The organism is Nocardioides endophyticus, from assembly GCF_039543845.1.
In the GTDB taxonomy this organism is placed as follows: domain Bacteria; phylum Actinomycetota; class Actinomycetes; order Propionibacteriales; family Nocardioidaceae; genus Nocardioides; species Nocardioides endophyticus.
Map to the genome: position 1 here is coordinate 367,788 of NZ_BAABKN010000005.1, position 17,660 is coordinate 385,447.

Sequence of the window (17,660 nt, forward strand, 5' to 3'; positions counted from 1 at the left end):
GGCCGGCGACTGATCCAGTCAGACCCGCACCGACGCCGGCGAGCACCAACCAGAGCGTCTCGCTGTTCAGCGGACCAGGCAGGGGCGCTTGGGGTCGAAGGACCATCCCGGCAGGAGGTGCTGCATGGCGATGCCGTCGTCACGAGCACCCAGCCCGTGCTCAAGGTAGAGCTCGTGCGCGGCAGCGACTTTCGCTCGGTCGAGGCGGACACCGAGCCCGGGCGTGGTCGGCACATCGATGGCGCCGTCTCGGATCTGCAGCGGGTGCTCGGTGAGCCCCTGCCCGTCCTGCCAGATCCAGTGGGTGTCGAGCGCGGTGATCTCACCGGGGGCGGCGGCACCGACCTGGGTGAACATCGCCAGCGAGATGTCGAAGTGATTGTTGGAGTGCGAGCCCCAGGTCAGTCCGAAGTCGTGGCAGAGCTGGGCGACCCGGACCGAACCCGCCATCGTCCAGAAGTGCGGGTCCGCGAGCGGGATGTCCACGGCATTGGTGCGTACGGCGTGTGCCAGCTGGCGCCAGTCGGTCGCGACCATGTTGGTGGCCGTGCGCAGCCCGGTGAGACGCTTGAACTCGGCCATCACCTCGCGTCCGGAGAAGCCACCCTCAGCACCGCACGGGTCCTCGGCGTAGGCGAGCACGTCGTCTTGACCGCGCAGAAGCCGGACCGCATCGTCGAGCAGCCAGCCGCCGTTGGGGTCGAGGGTGATCCGGGCGTCGGGGAACCTGTCGTGCAGCGCGGTGACGGCGGCGACCTCCTGCTCGCCCGGGAGCACGCCGCCCTTGAGCTTGAAGTCGGTGAAGCCGTAGCGCTGCTGCGCCGCCTCCGCGAGGCGGACGACCGCTTCCGGGGTGAGCGCCTCTTCGCGACGCACTCGCTCCCAGTCGTCGGCGCCGTCGGGCTCGCGCAGGTAGGACAGGTCGGCGGAGTCCGGGTCGCCGATGTAGAAGAGGTAGCCGAGCATCGGCACGCTGGTCCGCTGTTGTCCGTCACCGAGAAGCTCCGCGACCGGAACCCCCTGTTCCTGCCCGGCAAGGTCGAGCAGCGCGGACTCCAGCGCGGTGACGGCGTGCACGGTGGTGCGCAGGTCGAACGTCTGCAGCCCACGTCCACCCGCGTCCCTGTCGGCGAACCGGGCGGCGACGCTGCGCAGCAGCGATCGGTAGGTCGCGACCGGCTGCCCGACCAGGAGCTCGACCGCGTCGGCGATCGTGGTTCGGATGGCTTCGCCACCTGGCACCTCGCCGACGCCCTCTCGACCGTCGCTGTCGGTGACGATTGCGAGGTTGCGCGTGAAGTACGGCGCGTGCGCGCCGCTGAGGTTGAGCAGCATCGAGTCGCGGCCCGCGACCGGGACCACCTCGACCTGCGCGATCGTGACCGTCACGGCAACTGCAGCTCCCCGTCGATCCGCCGGGCCAGTCCCCATGGGTTGTCATCGCGGACGGCCTCGGGAAGCACCCCGGACGGCACATCCTGGTAGGCGACCGGACGCTGGAACCGTTCGATGGCGAGGCTCCCGACCGACGTGCTCCGGGAGTCGGACGTCGCCGGGAACGGGCCACCGTGCACCATCGCGTGCCCGACCTCGACCCCGGTCGGCCACCCGTTGAAGAGGATCCGACCGACCTTCAACTCCAGGACCGGCAGCAGGCGTGCCGCGTCGTCGGCGTCGGCATCGTTCGCGTGGACGGTCGCGGTGAGCTGACCCTCGAGCGACTCGAGGTGCGGCAGCAGGTCGGCCACGTCGTCGTACCGGACCACGACGCCCGAAGCGCCGAACACCTCGTCGGTGACACCGGTGAGCGTCGGCGACTCCAGGAGCAGCGGGGCGGGGGCGTGCTCCCCTCCGTCGCTGCCCTGTCCGACGATGCGCACACCGGAAACGTCCCGGAGGTTGGCGGTGCCCTTCTCGTACGCCGTGGCGATGCCCGGCGTGAGCATGGTGCCGCCGACGGCCTCCGCAACAGCGTTCCCGGCGGCGACGAGGAAGTCGTCACCCGCGTCGCCACGCGGAAGGAAGAGCAGGCCAGGGTTGGTGCAGAACTGCCCGGCGCCGAGCGTCAGCGAGCCTACGTACGCCGACGCGAGCGCAGTGACGTCGCCGTCGGCGAGGACCCCGGGGAGCACGACCACGGGGTTGATCGAGGACATCTCGGCGTACACCGGGATCGGTTCGGGTCGCGCGGCGGCTGCAGCCACGAGTGCGAGGCCGCCGCCGCGGGAGCCGGTGAAGCCCACGGCCTTGATCCGTGGGTCCGTGACGAGGGACTGGCCGAGATCGATGCTGCTCTGCCCACCGGGGGCGAGTAGGAAGGAGAACGTGCCGAGAGGCAGGCCGGCCTTCTCCACGGCGCGGGTGACGGCTGCGGCCGCGAGGTACCCGGCCCGAGGATGTGCCGGGTGACCCTTGACCACGACAGGACATCCTGCCGCCAGCGCCGACGCGGTGTCGCCGCCTGCGGTTGAGAACGCGAGAGGGAAGTTGCTGGCGCCGAAGACCGCAACCGGGCCCAGGGCGATGTGTCGCTGGCGGATGTCAGCACGGGGCATCGGGGCGCGGTCGGGCAGAGCCGGGTCGATGCGTACGCCGAGGTGGTCGCCGCGGCGTACGACGCTCGCGAACATCCGCAGCTGGCCCGTGGTGCGCCCGACCTCGCCGGAGATGCGCGCCTCGGGCAGGTTGCTCTCGGCGACGGCGGCTTCGACGATTGCGTCCTTGTCGGCCTCGATCTCGGCGGCGACCGCCTCCAGGAAGTCTCCTCGCTGACCCGGAGTCGTCGCCCGGTAGGCGCCGAACGCCTCGACGGCTGCGGAGGTCGCGGCGACGACGTCGGCCTCGTCGGCCTCGGTTCCGGCGATGATCGATCGGGGGTGCTCAGACATGTCGTCCTTTCAGGGGATGCGGGCGATCAGGTCGCGGAGCTCCGCGACCTCCTCGTCCCGCAGGTCGGTCAGTGGTGGCCTCACGGGTCCGGCCGGACGACCGACGGCGGCGAGGCCGCCCTTGACGATGGAGACGGCGTACCCGGACGTGCGGTCGCGGATGTCGAGGTAGGGGATGACGAACTCGTTCAACCGACGGTAGACCTCGTCACGATCCTGGACACGCACGGCGTCGTAGAACTCGATCGCCCACTGCGGCAGGAAGTTGAAGAGCGCGGAGGAGTAGGTGCTCACCCCGAGCTGGAGCAGTGGCAGCGCGAACGTCTCCGCTGTCGGCAGGCCGCCGATGTACGTCAGCCGGTCGCCGACGCGTGCGTAGGTGCGAGTCATCTGCTCGATGTTGCCCACGCCGTCCTTGAACCCGATCAGCGTCGGGTTCCGGTCGGCGATCGCGGCCACCGACACGTCGTTGAGGACGGCGTTGGCGCGGCTGTAGACGATGACGCCCAGCCCGGAGGCCCGGCAGACCGCCGACACGTGCTCGACCAGGCCGGCCTGGCTCGCCTCGGTGAGGTACGGCGGCATCAGCAGCAGGCCGTCCGCGCCGGCCGCCTCGGCCGCCTTGGCCTGTGCGACGGCGTTGGCGGTGCTACCGGTAGCGGGAGCGAGCACCGGGACGGCGCCGGCCACCTCGTCGACGGCGGTGCGGACGACGCGGTCGGTCTCCTCGAAGGTGAGCGAGAAGCCCTCTCCTGTCCCCCCGGCGGCGAAGAGGCCCGCGACGGGGTACTCCGCCAGCCATGCGAGGTGCTTGCGGTACGCACCGTCGTCGAAGCTCAGGTCGTCGGTGAAGTGCGTGACCGGGAACGAGAGCAGCCCGCTCTTCAACTGTGCGGCCAGGTCGGTCGGGCTGTACTCGGTCACGAGGCGGTCCTTCTCGTCGGTGTGGAGGTAGTGGTCATCACGCTAGGGAGGCAGAACGATGCTTGTCCAAGCCCGAATTTGAATGCAGTGATGCGCGTGGTGCATCGATGTGCGAAGAGTCGAGGACCGGAGCGGCGGCTTCCCGCCGCCCGGTCCTCGCCCGTTGCGACTCGTCAGGTCCGCGTTCTGCGGTGCCGGGCGCCGGCGATCGCGCCGGCGATGAACCCGTAGCCGTGGGCGTACCCCTGCGCCCCGGTCTCGTCCGCATCGCTGTCCGGGATGTGGTCGGGGTCGATCGCGTCGGTGTACCCCTCGTCGGCCGCAATGTTGATGATCCTGGCGTGGTCGACCACGCCCTCGTCCGGCCAACACTCCACGAAGTCGTTGCGCCGGCCCTTGATGTTGCGCAGGTGAATGTTGAACACCCGCTCGGTGCGCACCAGCCTGCGAAAGATCGGGTAGATCTCCTCAGCCGGGTTCCACAACATCTCGGCCAACGTCCCGCAGCACAGATTGAGTCCGTGGTACGGACTGCGGTTCAGACGCAGGAACGTGAACAGACCCTCGCCTCCGGGAACGCTCAGCACGTTCTCCTCAACGCCGCGGTAGCCACCAGGGGGCGTCCCCGGGTCCTGCGGGTGGCACGCCATCCGCACCCGGTACTGCGTCGCCACCGGCATCACCCGGTCGACGAAGTACTCGATGCGCTCCCAGAAGGTGTCGGCGTCGACCTTGCCGGCGATCGTGTCCGGCAGGGACCGGTCCAGGTCGGAGGCGCGGAACTGGCGGAGCACGGATCCTCCGCGACCTGGCACTTCGCCGGTGCTCAGCACCCCGAGGATGCTCTGGTTGTACTTGATCGTCGAGACGCCGACGGACGCGCAGACCTCGATGTTGCGCTGCACGTCGTCGATGTCGCGGTCCCGCTCGGGGCTGCGACCGAGCATGATGGCCGGCCGACGGTCGCGGTCAATGAGGGTCGAGCCGAGGAACGGCAGAGCGACCATGTCCATCTCGAGTCCCTCGCTCTCGATGAACTCCTTGGTCTGCGCCACCTCCGCCTCGAGCCAGTACCCGCGTTCACCGGTGCCCTGGTCGCGGGGCGGGTTCGGCGGGTAGCCGCACACTCGCTCGACGCCGTGCCGCTTGAACTCGCGCAGGGCCTCGACGGTGCTGGCTCGGCGCTGAGTGCCGACCACCATCCGTGGCACCCGGCCAGGACGCCCCTTCCGCATCCCCGACGCAGTTGCGGACTCGACACCGGCGACCGCGGTGGCGGACAGCGCTGCGCCAGCGACGACGCCTCCTTGGATCAGGGCCCTTCTGTTGACTGCGTTGGTGCTCACGAGCGTCTCCCTCCGGACTCCTCTGTCGTCCCCGATGAACGGCAGCTGGTCGTCTCATTGCCGAGTCTCCGCTCGTCCTCCGAGCCGGTCCACGTCCGTTTCCGCATCGCTGGATGCGTGGCCTGCATCACATTCCGGGCCCTGGTGGGCCGTCACGTCGCGCGAACGCAGGACGGCCGCCCGGTCGGCCCGACACGATGTCGAGCCGACCGGACGGCCGCGGGTCCGGCTGTCTACTCGGTGTCGAAGACCGGACTCCCGTCGCTCGGGATCACGATGGCACTGGCCTTGGTGAGGTCGACGCGGTAGGTGCCGCCGGCCCGGACGGTCGCCAGCACAGCCTCCGCCTCTGCGCGAGTGTCGAACCGCTGGGTGCGCAGCACCTCGGTCGTCTCGGGCCTGATGGACTCGACCGGACCCACCCCCGGCAGGAAGCCGCCGTATGAGTCGAGGACGTCGAGCTCGAACTGGACATACCAGCCGTTCGGGTCATGCACGTGGCTGTCGAGGTTGATGGTGACGCCGTCGGCCAGCAGTGGGATGCGCGGGTTGACGTTCATCGCCTTGTCGTAGCCGTGCAGGACCATCCCGTCGTCGGCCAGCGTCACCCGAGCGTCCTGGACGCCGCTCTCCCGGCCGGGCTTGAAGGGCCCGAAGCTCTCGATGCTCTGGTAGCCGGGCTGGGTGTCAGACACGGCGTTGGTGGCAACGGCGTACCGCTTCTCCAACTGATTCACGAACTCGCCTCGGGTCATGGCGTCGAGCATGGTGAGCTGGCGCCGGCGGTTGGCCGGTTCGTTGTTGTACGCCTTGAGCGCCTGGTAGATCTCGATCAGCGGGAACTGGTTGGCGTGCTGGGGGGCGGCATAGTCGGCATCGACACGCTGCTGGAGCCAGGCCAGGTTGTAGGCGAAGCCCAGCCGCTGCCAGCCGTTGGTCGGGCTGACCATTTTGGGGCTCCACCCGTAGCCACCCATGTAGCCGAAGTCGAGCCGCTCCCCCGTTTCGGGGTTCTCGATGTCGAACACGAACGACGTCGAGCCCGGAGTGTGGCCCGGCGACCACAGCGGCAGCAGCCGCACATTGCCGAAGTCCATCCACTTGTCGTACTTCGTGAAGCCCGTGCGCTCCCGGATCTCCGTCTCGCTAGCAGGAAGAGCCGGCGGCAGGTTCCAGATGTTGCCGACTGCGTCCTGGCCCAGTCCGTCCACGTCCTCCTTCGGCGAGAGCAGCTGCACCCGGCCTCCGGCGTTCTCGATCATCGTGACCAGCTCGACGGTCGTGCCGTAGTGGTCACCGTGCCCGTGCGGCATGATCACGAGGTCGACGTCTCGCGGGTCGTGGCCCATCGCCTCGATGTTCTTCCAGTACTGGTAGCCGCTGTTGGGCCAACCGGTGTCGACGAGGACGAGCTTGTCGTCGCGCGTGGATCGGGTGCCCATGTCGGTGTCGAAGAGGTAGAGCGAGACCTCGTTGTCGCCGACGTAGTAGAAGGTGTCGGGCACGATCTCGAACGGCTCCGTGCTGCGGGTGTACGGCGCGTTGGAGACGCCGGTCGCGGAGATCTCGACGTAGGGCCTGCCGGAGACCGGGTCGACCCCCTTGTCGGTCAGCAGGTCACTCTGCGTCGGCACGTCCCACACCGGCTTGCCGTCGGAGACGTCTTGCGGGGTGAAGTAGTAGACCTTCTCCACCTTCGCCGAGCGTGCCGATCGGTAGCTGCGGTCGAAGACCACGAACGCCGCCTGCCGCTGCGTCGTGCTGTACGCGTAGTCCCGGGTCACCGGCACCGCCGCCAGGGAGGAGCGCCGCGACGTGGACCAGTCCGCGGTGTTCACGGCGTACACCTCCGCGTCGTTGCTCACCCGGTAGGTCTCCTCGTAGCGCTTGCTGGGCCGCGGCAGCGCCCGGCCGGCGATGTCCTCGGTGAGCTTGCGTCCATCGCCGATGGTGATCGAGCGACGGTCCTTGCCGTACACCCACCCGGCCGCGACCATGGCGCCCGGTCGGCCGGCGCGCGCGGCGAGCTCCGCGCCGTACTTCTGGGTGTCGAAGACCGGCCGGGCCCCCTTGACCAGTGAGACGTGGAACGTCTCGGCGACGTCGCCGGGGACCTGGACCTGCCCTCGGCGCACCGTGAAGTCGACCAGCGCACCGGACGCGACACTGCCCGCGACCGCCTGAGCCGAGGCGGCGTCAAGAGGCTCGGTCACGACCGTAGTGCGCCGACCGTCCGTGAGGACCGGCAGCTCCACCCTGTTCGCACCCCGCGCGCTGACCACCGCTGCCGGACCCACGACGAGCCCCACCTCGACGCTGGCCACGCCTCCGTCCCCGCCGTGTCGATCCGGGGTCCCGACCGCCGGTGCGGCGGTCAGGGCGCCGGTCGCGAGCAGAAGAAGACCGACACCACCCATCACGTGCTTGTCCATGCTGTGCTCCTGTCCCGAGAAGGTAGAGCGACAGTAGGAGCGTGACGTACGTCTCAGCCAAGACCGATCGGGCATCGCACGATGCCGGCCGGGATCACGGGGCTACTCGTCAATTGCGGTGACCACGTCCAGAACACGTCGCATGACTGGGGTGAGCGCACCGCGGGACCAGATGGCGTGCAGCTCGACGGGTCGCTCGGGGTCCGCGTCCAGCCGGGTGTCGCCGCCACCGTGGTCGAGCTGCTTGAAGACGACACCTTCGACGTGGAGCGAGCTCGCCGAGGCAGGCGCGAGAGCGAGGCCGCGCTCGGCGGCGACTAGCAAGATCGCCGTGAGCACCTGGTGCACGCGCTGCTCGATGCGCGGATGAGCGTTGGCGAGGAACCGCACCGTCAGCTCATCGAAGTAGCGCGACTGCTGCGGGTTGTAGCCAATGACGGACTCCCCCTCTAAGTCCTGTGGGGTCAGCGGCCTGTCCAGCGCCGCCAGCGGGTGCGCTTCGGGGACGACTGCCATGAGCGGTTCGCGCAGGATGACCCGCGAGGAGAGCAGCGCTGTGTCGAACGGAGGGCGGGCAAGACCGATGTCCAATTCACCGCGGCGGATCCCGTCGACCTGCGCGTTCGTCACCCGTTCCGAGAGTCGCACCTCCACGTCGGGCAGCTCGGCGGTCAGCCGCCGAAGCAGAGGACCGAGGATCGAGATGGCGGACACCGCGGTGAACCCGAGCCGCAGGACACCGGCCGCACCGGCGTCGACGCGTCGGGCCAGGTCGCCCGCACTGTCGACCAGGTTGAGTAAGCGGTAGGCCTCGTCCAGGAACGCGACGCCGGCTCCAGTCAGTGCGACCCGGCGATTGTCCCGCTCGAGCAGCTGAGCGCCGATCGACCTCTCCAGCTTCTGGATCTGCCGCGACAGCGGAGGCTGCGTCATCTGCAGCCGCTCGGCAGCGCGTCCGAAGTGCAGTTCCTCGGCGACGGCGACGAACGACTGGACCTGGTCGAGGGTGATCACGTTCTCACCCTACGATGCGCGCAGTGGATCACTCCATGCTGAAACGGGCTTGGACGAGCATCGACCCCGCTCCCTAGTGTCGGTGATCACACCACGTCGGGGTCCCGCGTCCTGACGTCCTGGATCAAGGAGTCCACGATGCGCAAGCACACCATCCGCCTCGCCGCCGCGATCGGCGGCGCGAGTCTTGCCCTGACCGCCTGCGGCGGCGTCGAGAACACCGCCGGAGGCGGCAGCAACTCCGGCGACTACCCGAACGGAGCGGTCGAGATGCCGGTCGGCGCCTCCGCAGGCGGCTCCTCCGATTTGATCAGTCGCCAGATCTCGAAGGGCCTCTCCGACGAGCTCGGCGGCACGTTCGCCGTCATCAACCGCGAGGGCGCTAACGGCGCGCTCGCCGCTGCCGAGGTCGCCAAGGCCAAGCCTGACGGCTCGACGATCTCGGTGCAGAACGCGTCACTCTTCGCCATCACCCCGCTCGCCGTCGGCGAAGACGAGGTCACCGACATCTCGGACTTCGACGTCGTACAGGGCGTGTCCCGAGACGACTACGTGCTCGTCGCGAGCAAGGGCTCCGGACTCACCTCGATCGATGACCTCTCGAGCGCCGACGGCAAGATCACCTACGGCACGACCGGAGTCGGAACCGGCGCCCAGCTCGCCTGCGCGCTGACCTTCAACGTCAACAAGACCCCTGCTGAGGCGATCCCCTTCGACGGCGGCGCCCCCGCGCTGACCGCACTCCTCGGCGACCAGGTCGACACGGCCTGCCTCCAGATCGGCGAGGCCGTCGAGAACATCGAGGCCGGCAAGATCGTGCCGCTGACCGTCTTCGGGCCCGAGCGCGTCGACTCCCTCCCCGACGTGCCCACCGCACAGGAGCAAGGTCTCGACGTCGAGGTCTCGCAGTACCGCTTCATGACCGTCCCGAAGGGCACGCCGCAAGACGTCCAGGACGCGATCGCCGAGGCGATGCAGGCGACCTTCGAGACCGAGGCTTACCAGGACTTCAACAAGCAGAACAGCCTGACGCCGCTGGAGATCCCCGGCGACGAGGTCGTCACGATGCTCGAAGAGGACAAGCAGCGCTACGCCGACCTCGTCGAGGAGTACGACATCGACCTCGGCGACGCCAGCTGACCTCCCGCCCGACCCCACCCCGACCGGAGAGGCGAGAGACATGAGCGAGCACGAGACACGTGCCGGCGCCGAGCCCGACATCCTGGCCGAGCTCCAGGCCGAGGTCGCCCGAGACCTGGCGGACGAGCGACCGCCCGTGGGTGGCCCGGCCTACCAGGTCGCGGCCGCGCTCGTGCTCCTCGCCTTCGGGCTCCTGGCGGGCTATCTCGCCTACGGCTACGGGCTCGGGTCGCTCCGGCGACCCGGCCCCGGCCTGTGGCCCTTCGCAGTCTCGGCGCTGATCGTGGTGCTCGCCGTGGTGCTACTCATCGTAGGTCGCCACCTCGACGACGCCGAGAAGTTCACCAAGGCCAGCCTGCTCGTCCTCGCCGGCGGGGCGACATTCGTCGGCCTCGGCGTGCTGCTTCCGTCGATCGGCTTCGAGATCCCGGCCGTCCTGCTCTGCATCATCTGGCTCCGCTTCCTCGGCGGCGAGACCTGGCGCAGCACGATCGTCATCTCGGTCGCCATGACCGCGGCGTTCTACCTGCTGTTCCTCTACGCCCTGAAGATCCCCCTGCCCCACCTGCTCGCCTTCTGATCCCGAGAGGAGACCCCGATGGACTGGAACGCCTTCCTCGACGGCTTCGGAGTCGTGACCCAGCCGACCAACCTGCTCTACTGCCTGATCGGCGTCCTGATCGGGATGCTCATCGGCGTGCTGCCCGGCCTCGGCCCCGCCGCCACCATGGCGATCCTGCTGCCGATCGCCTACAACGCCAGCGACCCGGTCTCGGCGATCATCATGCTCGCGGGCATCTACTACGGCGCCCAGTACGGCGGCACGATCACCTCGGTCCTGCTTCGCATCCCCGGTGAGGCAAGCTCGGTGGTCACCGTCTTCGACGGCTTCGCGCTGGCCAAGCAGGGCAAGGCCGGCACCGCCCTCGGCATCGCCGCGATCGGCTCCTTCGTCGGCGCCACGATCTCCATCATCGGGCTGACCCTGCTCGGCCCGATCGTCGCCGGCTACGCGCTCGACTTCGGCCCGCCGGAGTACGCCGCCCTCGCGCTGCTCGGCGTCCTGCTGGTTGCCACAGTCGGCAACGGCAACACGATCAAGGCGCTCGCCGCCGCGGCGGTGGGCCTGCTCCTCGCCACGGTCGGCAGCGACAGCTTCACCAGCGCCAACCGCTTCACCTTCGACACCCTCCAGCTCCAGAGTGGGATCGACTTCGTCGTCGTCGCCATGGGTCTCTTCGGAGTCGGCGAGATCCTCTACAACCTCGAGGAGCGGCACGGCAAGGCCCACGTGCCCGCCGCGATCGCCAATATCTGGCCCTCGCGCAAGGACCTCAAGGAGGCCTCACCGGCCATCGGTCGCGGCTCGGTCATCGGCTTCTTCCTGGGGGTGCTGCCGGGGGGCGGTGCCGTGATGGCCTCCCTCGCGTCTTACGCCGCGGAGAAGCGCGTCGCCAAGGACCCCTCCCGCTTCGGGCGCGGGGCGATCGAGGGCGTCGCCGGGCCGGAGTCGGCCAACAACGCCGCAGCCACCTCGTCCTTCATTCCGCTCCTGACGATCGGCATCCCGGCCAACGCCTCGATGGCGATGCTCTTCGCGGCGTTCCTCGTCGTCGGCGTGCAGCCCGGCCCTCAGCTCATCGACGACAACCCGGAGATGTTCTGGGGTGTCATCAACTCGATGTACATCGGCAACCTGATCCTGCTGATGCTGAGCATTCCGCTGGTCGGCGTCTTCGTGAAGATCCTGCGGGTGCGGCCGGCGATCCTGGCCCCGATCACCGCACTGATCACCATCCTGGGCGTCTACACGATCAACAACTCCGTTTTCGACATCTTCGTGATGATCGCCTTCGGCATCCTCGGCTACCTGATGAAGAAGACCGGCTTCGAGCCCGGCCCGCTGGTGCTCGCCTTCGTGCTCGGATCGCTGATGGAGTCGAGCTTCCGCCGCTCCATGCTGATCTTCGACGGCGACCCGACCGGCTTCGTCACCCGACCGATCTCCGGATCGATCCTGGCCTTCCTCCTGCTCGTGCTGCTGCTGCCGCTGATCAAGCTGCTGTTCCGGCGGCGTACTCCCACAACGCCCGACCCGGCGACGTCTGCCCCGGCGACCTCCGACTCTGAGAACCACGACCAGGAAGCAGGCCTGCGATGACCCTTCTCATCGGGTACGTCCCCACTCCCGTCGGCGAGGCCGCGCTCGAAGCCGGGTTCGCCGAAGCGGCAGCACGAGGTGACGACGTCGTGATCGTGAACAGCCCTCGGCGCGGGGCGACCGTTGATGCCGACCTCGTGGACACCGCCGCCGATGCGGCCCTGGTCGCTCGGGCGAGCGCCGCAGGCGTCAAGGCGAGGGTTGACCACACGGACCACCGACCCGACCTGGTCTCGGCGTTCGAGGCCCTTGTCGCCTCGACCGGCGCCCGCCTGATCGTGATCGGCCTGCGCAGGCGTTCGCCGGTCGGCAAGCTGGTTCTCGGCAGCGACGCTCAGCGCATCCTGCTCGAGGCAACGGTGCCGGTGCTGGCCGTGAAGCCGTCTGCATGAGTGCCTCAACCCAATCACGCATCAGCCGGGTCGTCGTCACTCCGGTCGCTTTCGGCGATCCGCCTCTGCTCAACGTCGTCGGAGTCCACCAACCGTGGGCCTTGCGCGCGATCGTGGAACTCCACACGGACAACGGCTTGTTGGGCTTGGGCGAGACGTACGCCGACGAGAGCCACCTGGCCCGCCTCGAGGCGGTCGCGTCCGTCCTGCCCGGCCACGACCCCTACGACCTGCACGGCCTGCACCGACTCGTGGCCGGGGTGCTCGGCCGGGAGACCGGCGGCGCCGGTGCCTCCTTCGGAGGCATGCTCGACGTCTCGTCTGCCGTCGCCACCGTGTACTCGCCGTTCGAGGTCGCCTGCCTCGACCTGCAGGCCCGTGAAGCCGGTCGGCCGGTCAGTGATCTGCTCGGCGGAGCCGTGCGCGACCGAGTGCCGTTCAGCGGCTACCTGTTCTACAAGTGGGCCGGCCACCCGGGACTACCCGACGACGACTGGGGCGAGGCCCTGGACCCCGACGGGATCGTGGCCCAGGCGAAGCGCATGATCGACGGCTGGGGCTTCGGCTCTCTCAAGCTCAAGGGCGGCGTCTTCCACCCAGACGACGAGTGCGCGGCAATCGAGGCTCTGGCCGAGGCGTTCCCGGGGGTGCCACTGCGGCTGGACCCGAACGCCGGCTGGACGCCCGAGATGTCTGTCCGCGTCGCCGAGCGCCTGGCCCGTGTCCTGGAGTACCTCGAGGACCCGACGCCCGGCATCGAAGGCATGGCGTACGTCGCGGCACGGACCGATGTGCCGCTCGCAACCAACATGTGCGTCATTGCCTTCGAGCACCTGGCCCCAGCGGTTGCCGTGAACGCCGTGCAGATCGTGTTGAGCGACCATCACCTCTGGGGTGGTCTGCGACGTTCGGCGCTGCTCGGCGGCATCACCGAGACCTTCGGGATGGGGCTGTCGATGCACAGCAACTCGCACCTCGGAGTCTCCCTCGCCGCGATGGTTCACCTGGCGGCCGCCTCGCCGCACCTGACCTATGCCTGCGACACCCATTACCCGTGGAAGACGCAGGACCTGATCGTGCCCGGCGTGCTGTCGTTCGAGGGTGGGTCGGTGGTGGTGCCGACCGGCCCCGGGCTCGGGGTCGAGCTCGACCGTGACCAGCTCGGGGTCCTGCACGAGCAGTACCTCACCTGCGGCGTACGCCGGCGCGAGGACACCGTCTACATGCAGTCGATCGATCCGTCCTTCAGGCCGAACACCGCACGTTGGTGACCGCTCAGGACTGAAGACGTCGGCGGGTGTTGCCGAGGTGCACCCGCATCGCGGCGCGCGCGGTCTCGGCGTCGCCGGCGATCACCGCCGCGGCGACATTGTCGTGCTCGCGGCGGACCCGCTCGACGTGCGCGGAGTCGGTGGGGGAGAACTCCTCGGGCAGCCGGGTGCGCGGCAGCATGATCATCATCGGCCCGATCGAGTCGAGCAGGTCGAGGTAGAAGCGGTTGCCGCTGGCCGCAGCGACGGCACGGTGGAAGGCGAAGTCCGCCTCCACCGCCTCCTCGGGTTCTGCCGTGGAGAATGCCTCGAGGGCCGCTCGCACCGCGTCGGCCCCGGCCTTCGTGCGGTGCGTCGCGGCGAGGTACGCCGCCTCGCTCTCGATGCCGAGCCGGAAGTCGACCATCGCCAGCACGTCGGCCTGCGTGCGGATCGCCGACGCCTCGACCGTGAACGACGTCGGCTCCGGCATCGCCAGGACGAACGAGCCGCGTCCCTGAAAGGTCTCGACCAGTCCCTCGGCGCGCAGCCGCGTCACCGCCTCGCGGATCACGGTCCGCGAGACGGCGTACTCTTCGATCAGCTCCGCCTCGGAGGGCAGCTTGGTCCCTGGGGCTAGGGAGCCGGCGAGGATGCGCGACTTCAGGCCGGCGACGACGGTCTGGGCGAGGGTGGTCGTCACGAGCCGAAGGTAGCGGTTTCTTTGGTGAGCTGGCGCATGCGCTCGCTCAGCGTGAAGCCAAGTCCCGGACGGTCCGGCACGAACATCTGCCCGTCGCGGATCTCGATGCGCTCGTCGAACAGCGGGTTGAGCCACTCGAAGTGCTCGACCCACGGCTCGCTCGGGTACGCCGCGGCGAGGTGCAGGTGGATCTCCATCGCGTAGTGCGGGGCGAGCGCGAGTCCGGCGTGCGACGCCAGCGTGGCGAAGCGGAGGAACGGCGTGATGCCACCGATGCGCGGTGCGTCCGGCTGCACGATGCCGCGATAGCCCGCGTCGATCAGCGCCATGTGCTCGGGCACCGAGGTCAGCATCTCGCCGGTGGCGATCGGGGTGTCGAAGCTCCGCGACAGGTCGGCGTGGCCCACGGCGTCCCAGGCGTCCAGCGGCTCCTCGATCCAGATCAGGTCGAACTGCTCGAGCTCGCGGCACATCCGGCGCGCGCGGGCGCGGTCCCACTGCTGGTTGGCGTCGACCATGAACGGGGTGTCACCGAGGTGCTCGCGCAGCGCGGCGACCCGGCGCAGGTCCTCGGCCCAGTCGGGCTGGCCGACCTTGATCTTGATGCCGCCGATCCCCGACTCCACCGAGGCGGTCGCCTTCTCCTTGATCTCCTCGACCGATGCCTGGAGGAAGCCGCCGGAGGTGTTGTAGACGCGGCAGGAGTCGCGGTGCGCGCCCAGGAGCTTGGCGAGTGGAAGGTCCGCGCGCCGCGCCTTGAGGTCGTACAGCGCGACGTCGAGGGCCGCTACCGCCTGGGTCGCGACGCCGGAACGGCCGACCGACGCGCCCGCCCACATCAGCGACTCGTAGATCTTGGCGATGTCGGAGGGGTCCTGACCGATCGCGACCTCGACGACCTCCTTGAGGTGGGCGTACTGGGCCGGGCCGCCGGCTCGCTTCGAGTAGCTGAAGCCCATGCCCTGGTGGCCCTGCTCGGTCTGGACCTCGACGAAGAGCAGCACGGTCTCCGTGAGCGGCTTCTGCCGCCCGGTCAGGACCTTGGCATCGCTGACCGGGTTGTCCAGCGGCAGGACGACGTGGGACAGGGTCACGGTGCGGATGCGGTCGGCGGACATGGTGGCTCCTTCAGTTAACTTGTATGATGAATTCCGAAGTTATTACACAAGTAGCGAGGAGTCCAGTGGTGTCGACGACCGCACTTCCCACGGACCGCCGTCAGATGCCCCAGTGGCGCGACGTCGCGCCGTTCCTCAAGGCCCGTCCGGTGCAGCGCACCGCAGAGCAGCGGCGTCTCGCACGCTGCCTGAGCGTCGACGACCTCGAACGCCTGGCTCGACGACGAGTGCCCGCGGCCGTCTGGGACTACGTGCACGGCGGGTCGGACGGCGAGCTCGCGCTGGCCCGCAATCGCGCGGCGTTCGACCGGGTCGAGCTGCGGCCCACCGCATTCGGCCAGGTGCCCGAGCCGACCGTGGCGACCACGATCCTGGGCCGTACGGCCGCCGCGCCGGTCATCCTTGCCCCCACGGGCTACACGCGTCTGAGCCACCACACGGGTGAGCGCGCGGTCGCCGCGGCAGCGGCGGCCGCCGGCGTGCCGTACGCGCTCTCGACGTACGCGACAACGTCCATCACCGACACCGCCCGGGCCGCGCCCGGCGGCCGCAATTGGTTCCAGCTCTACCTGATGAAGGACCGAGCGGTGAGCCTCGCGCACCTGGCTGAGGCGCGGCAGCGCGGGTACGAGGCGATCATGCTGACGATCAACACGACGGTCACCGGGATGAAGCGCCAGGACAAGCGCAACGGCTTCGCCGTCCCGCCGCAACTGACGGCGCGCACCGTCGCGGGGATGGGGCGGCATCCCGGCTGGGTGGCCAACATCCTCACGACCGAGCCGCTCCGGTTCGCGACGTTCCCCGAGGGCTCGACGTACGCCCGCTGGGGGATGTCCAACCAGCTTCGCGAGCAGGCGATCCGGCCCGCGGACATCACCTGGCTGAAGCAGCAGTGGGAAGGGCCGGTCGTCGTGAAGGGCGTCCAGTCCGTCGCGGACGCGGTCGAGGCGGTCGACGCCGGAGCGGATGCCATCGTGTTGTCCAACCACGGCGGACGCCAGTTGGACCGGGCGCCGGTCCCCCTCGAGCTGCTGCCCGACGTCGTCCCCGTCGTCGGAGACCGGGCGGAGGTGTACGTCGACTCCGGCGTCCGCTCGGGCGGCGACATCGCCGCAGCGATCGGGCTCGGTGCGCGAGGCGTGATGGTCGGACGCGCTTACCTCTACGGGCTGATGGTCGGCGGTCAGCGCGGAGTCACCGCGACGCTCGACCTCCTGGTCGACGAGCTCCGGCGGGCGATGTGCCTGCTCGGCACGCCCGACGTCGACAGCATCGGGCCCGGGCACGTGCGCCTGCGAGCATCGTGAGGACCGCCTCAGACGGGCGTCACCAGGGTGCCGTCGGACAGGAAGCGCTCCACGTTGGTCAACACCAGCTCGGTCATCGCAGCGCGGGTCTCGACCGTGGCACTGCCCAGGTGCGGCAGGAGGACGACGTCGTCGCGGTCGAGCAGCGCGGCCGAGACGCGCGGCTCGTCGGCGAAGACGTCGAGACCGGCACCGGCGATACGCCCGTCCTCGAGGGCGGCGACCATGGCCGGCTCATCGACAACCGTCCCGCGGGCGACGTTGACGAGGAAGCCGCTGGGACCGAGCGCGTCGAGCACCTCAGCGTCCACAAGTCGCTGAGACTGCGGCCCACCGGCGGCGGCCACGACCAGCACGTCGCAGTCCCGGGCGAGGTCGAGGACGCTGCCGGCGTACGCGTAATCCACGTCGTCGCGCTCCCGTCGGTTGTGATAGCTGATCGTCGCGTCGAAGGCCGCGAGCCGGTGCGCGATCGCGAGTCCGATCCGTCCCAGTCCGAGGATGCCGACCCGCGCACCGGTGACGCGACGGGCCAGTGCGGGCACGCCGTGCTCCCACTCGCCCCGCCGTACGAAGCGGTCCGCGGCCGAGAGGCGACGCATCACGTCGATCACCAGACCGACGGCCGTGTCGGCGACGCAGTCGGTGAGCACGTCCGGGGTGTTGGACACCGCGACACCGCGACGCGCGGCCTCGGCCACGTCGGTCGAGTCGTAGCCGACACCGAAGTTCACGATCGCACCGAGCCCGGGCAGCCGATCGAGATGCTCGGCACGCACCCCGCAGACACCACTGGTGACGGCGACGACGGCATCCGCAGCAGCGAACGCGTCGAGGTCGTCGAGGCGTTCGGCGCCGTACCGGTTCCGGAGGGCGGCGTCCAGCTCCGCGCGCAGCGTGCCGACCATGACCACTCGTCCATCACTCACGCCCCGACCGTAGGCAGGGCAGCCCGGCATCGTCCATTGCCGAAGCAGCATCG

General features: G+C 69.4%; 15 protein-coding genes. 6 read left to right on the top strand and 9 right to left on the bottom strand.

Going from position 1 to position 17,660, the window contains the following annotated elements; genetic code table 11:
* Positions 1-66: 66 nt before the first annotated feature.
* The 6 genes from ABEA33_RS04095 to ABEA33_RS04120 all read right to left on the bottom strand — a co-directional run bounded on the left by ABEA33_RS04095 (position 67) and on the right by ABEA33_RS04120 (position 8,604).
* Positions 67-1,389, bottom strand: a complete 1,323-nt coding sequence (locus tag ABEA33_RS04095; protein WP_345525312.1) for an enolase C-terminal domain-like protein — start codon at positions 1,387-1,389, stop codon at positions 67-69.
* Positions 1,386-2,888: an aldehyde dehydrogenase (NADP(+)) gene (locus ABEA33_RS04100; protein ID WP_345525313.1), complete on the bottom strand. Its 1,503-nt coding sequence runs from the start codon at positions 2,886-2,888 to the stop codon at positions 1,386-1,388. Before ABEA33_RS04100 ends, ABEA33_RS04095 begins: the two co-directional genes overlap by 4 nt.
* A 9-nt stretch (positions 2,889-2,897) precedes the next feature.
* Entirely contained in the window at positions 2,898-3,812 is a 915-nt protein-coding gene (kdgD, locus tag ABEA33_RS04105; RefSeq protein ID WP_345525314.1) for a 5-dehydro-4-deoxyglucarate dehydratase, read from the bottom strand.
* A gap of 173 nt (positions 3,813-3,985) precedes the next feature.
* Complete coding sequence (locus tag ABEA33_RS04110) at positions 3,986-5,158, bottom strand: mannonate dehydratase (RefSeq protein WP_345525315.1); 1,173 nt, start codon at positions 5,156-5,158, stop codon at positions 3,986-3,988.
* A gap of 233 nt (positions 5,159-5,391) precedes the next feature.
* The gene (locus ABEA33_RS04115) at positions 5,392-7,590 is read right to left on the bottom strand and encodes an MBL fold metallo-hydrolase (protein WP_345525316.1); all 2,199 of its coding nucleotides are present in this window, start codon (positions 7,588-7,590) and stop codon (positions 5,392-5,394) included.
* Positions 7,591-7,692: 102 nt separating this feature from the next.
* Complete coding sequence (locus ABEA33_RS04120; RefSeq protein WP_345525317.1) at positions 7,693-8,604, bottom strand: LysR family transcriptional regulator; 912 nt, start codon at positions 8,602-8,604, stop codon at positions 7,693-7,695.
* A gap of 138 nt (positions 8,605-8,742) precedes the next feature.
* Here ABEA33_RS04120 and ABEA33_RS04125 point away from each other — a divergent pair, with 138 nt between their 5' ends.
* From ABEA33_RS04125 to ABEA33_RS04145, 5 genes are read left to right on the top strand one after another with little or no spacing between them, the layout of a single operon-like run.
* Positions 8,743-9,744, top strand: a complete 1,002-nt coding sequence (locus ABEA33_RS04125) for a Bug family tripartite tricarboxylate transporter substrate binding protein (RefSeq protein WP_345525318.1) — start codon at positions 8,743-8,745, stop codon at positions 9,742-9,744.
* Between the two features lie 40 nt (positions 9,745-9,784).
* Positions 9,785-10,324 (top strand): tripartite tricarboxylate transporter TctB family protein, encoded by a 540-nt coding sequence (locus ABEA33_RS04130; protein WP_345525319.1) that lies wholly within the window; start codon positions 9,785-9,787, stop codon positions 10,322-10,324.
* Positions 10,325-10,342: 18 nt separating this feature from the next.
* Positions 10,343-11,905: a tripartite tricarboxylate transporter permease gene (locus ABEA33_RS04135; protein WP_345525320.1), complete on the top strand. Its 1,563-nt coding sequence runs from the start codon at positions 10,343-10,345 to the stop codon at positions 11,903-11,905.
* The gene (locus ABEA33_RS04140) at positions 11,902-12,297 is read left to right on the top strand and encodes a universal stress protein (RefSeq protein WP_345525321.1); all 396 of its coding nucleotides are present in this window, start codon (positions 11,902-11,904) and stop codon (positions 12,295-12,297) included. The genes ABEA33_RS04135 and ABEA33_RS04140 overlap by 4 nt, the downstream gene beginning before the upstream one ends.
* On the top strand, positions 12,294-13,568 hold the full coding sequence (locus ABEA33_RS04145) for a glucarate dehydratase family protein (RefSeq protein ID WP_345525322.1): 1,275 nt from the start codon (positions 12,294-12,296) through the stop codon (positions 13,566-13,568). The genes ABEA33_RS04140 and ABEA33_RS04145 overlap by 4 nt, the downstream gene beginning before the upstream one ends.
* A gap of 4 nt (positions 13,569-13,572) precedes the next feature.
* Here the strand turns inward: ABEA33_RS04145 and ABEA33_RS04150 are convergent, their stop codons facing one another.
* Complete coding sequence (locus tag ABEA33_RS04150) at positions 13,573-14,250, bottom strand: FadR/GntR family transcriptional regulator (protein ID WP_345525323.1); 678 nt, start codon at positions 14,248-14,250, stop codon at positions 13,573-13,575.
* A complete protein-coding gene (locus tag ABEA33_RS04155) occupies positions 14,247-15,368 on the bottom strand; it encodes an L-talarate/galactarate dehydratase (RefSeq protein WP_345525324.1) in 1,122 nt (373 codons plus the stop codon). The genes ABEA33_RS04150 and ABEA33_RS04155 overlap by 4 nt, the downstream gene beginning before the upstream one ends.
* 68 nt (positions 15,369-15,436) lie before the next feature.
* Between ABEA33_RS04155 and ABEA33_RS04160 the strand changes: the two genes are divergently transcribed.
* The gene (locus tag ABEA33_RS04160; RefSeq protein ID WP_345525325.1) at positions 15,437-16,678 is read left to right on the top strand and encodes an alpha-hydroxy acid oxidase; all 1,242 of its coding nucleotides are present in this window, start codon (positions 15,437-15,439) and stop codon (positions 16,676-16,678) included.
* 8 nt (positions 16,679-16,686) lie between these two features.
* Here the strand turns inward: ABEA33_RS04160 and ABEA33_RS04165 are convergent, their stop codons facing one another.
* Entirely contained in the window at positions 16,687-17,607 is a 921-nt protein-coding gene (locus tag ABEA33_RS04165; protein WP_345525326.1) for a 2-hydroxyacid dehydrogenase, read from the bottom strand.
* Positions 17,608-17,660 lie beyond the last annotated feature (53 nt).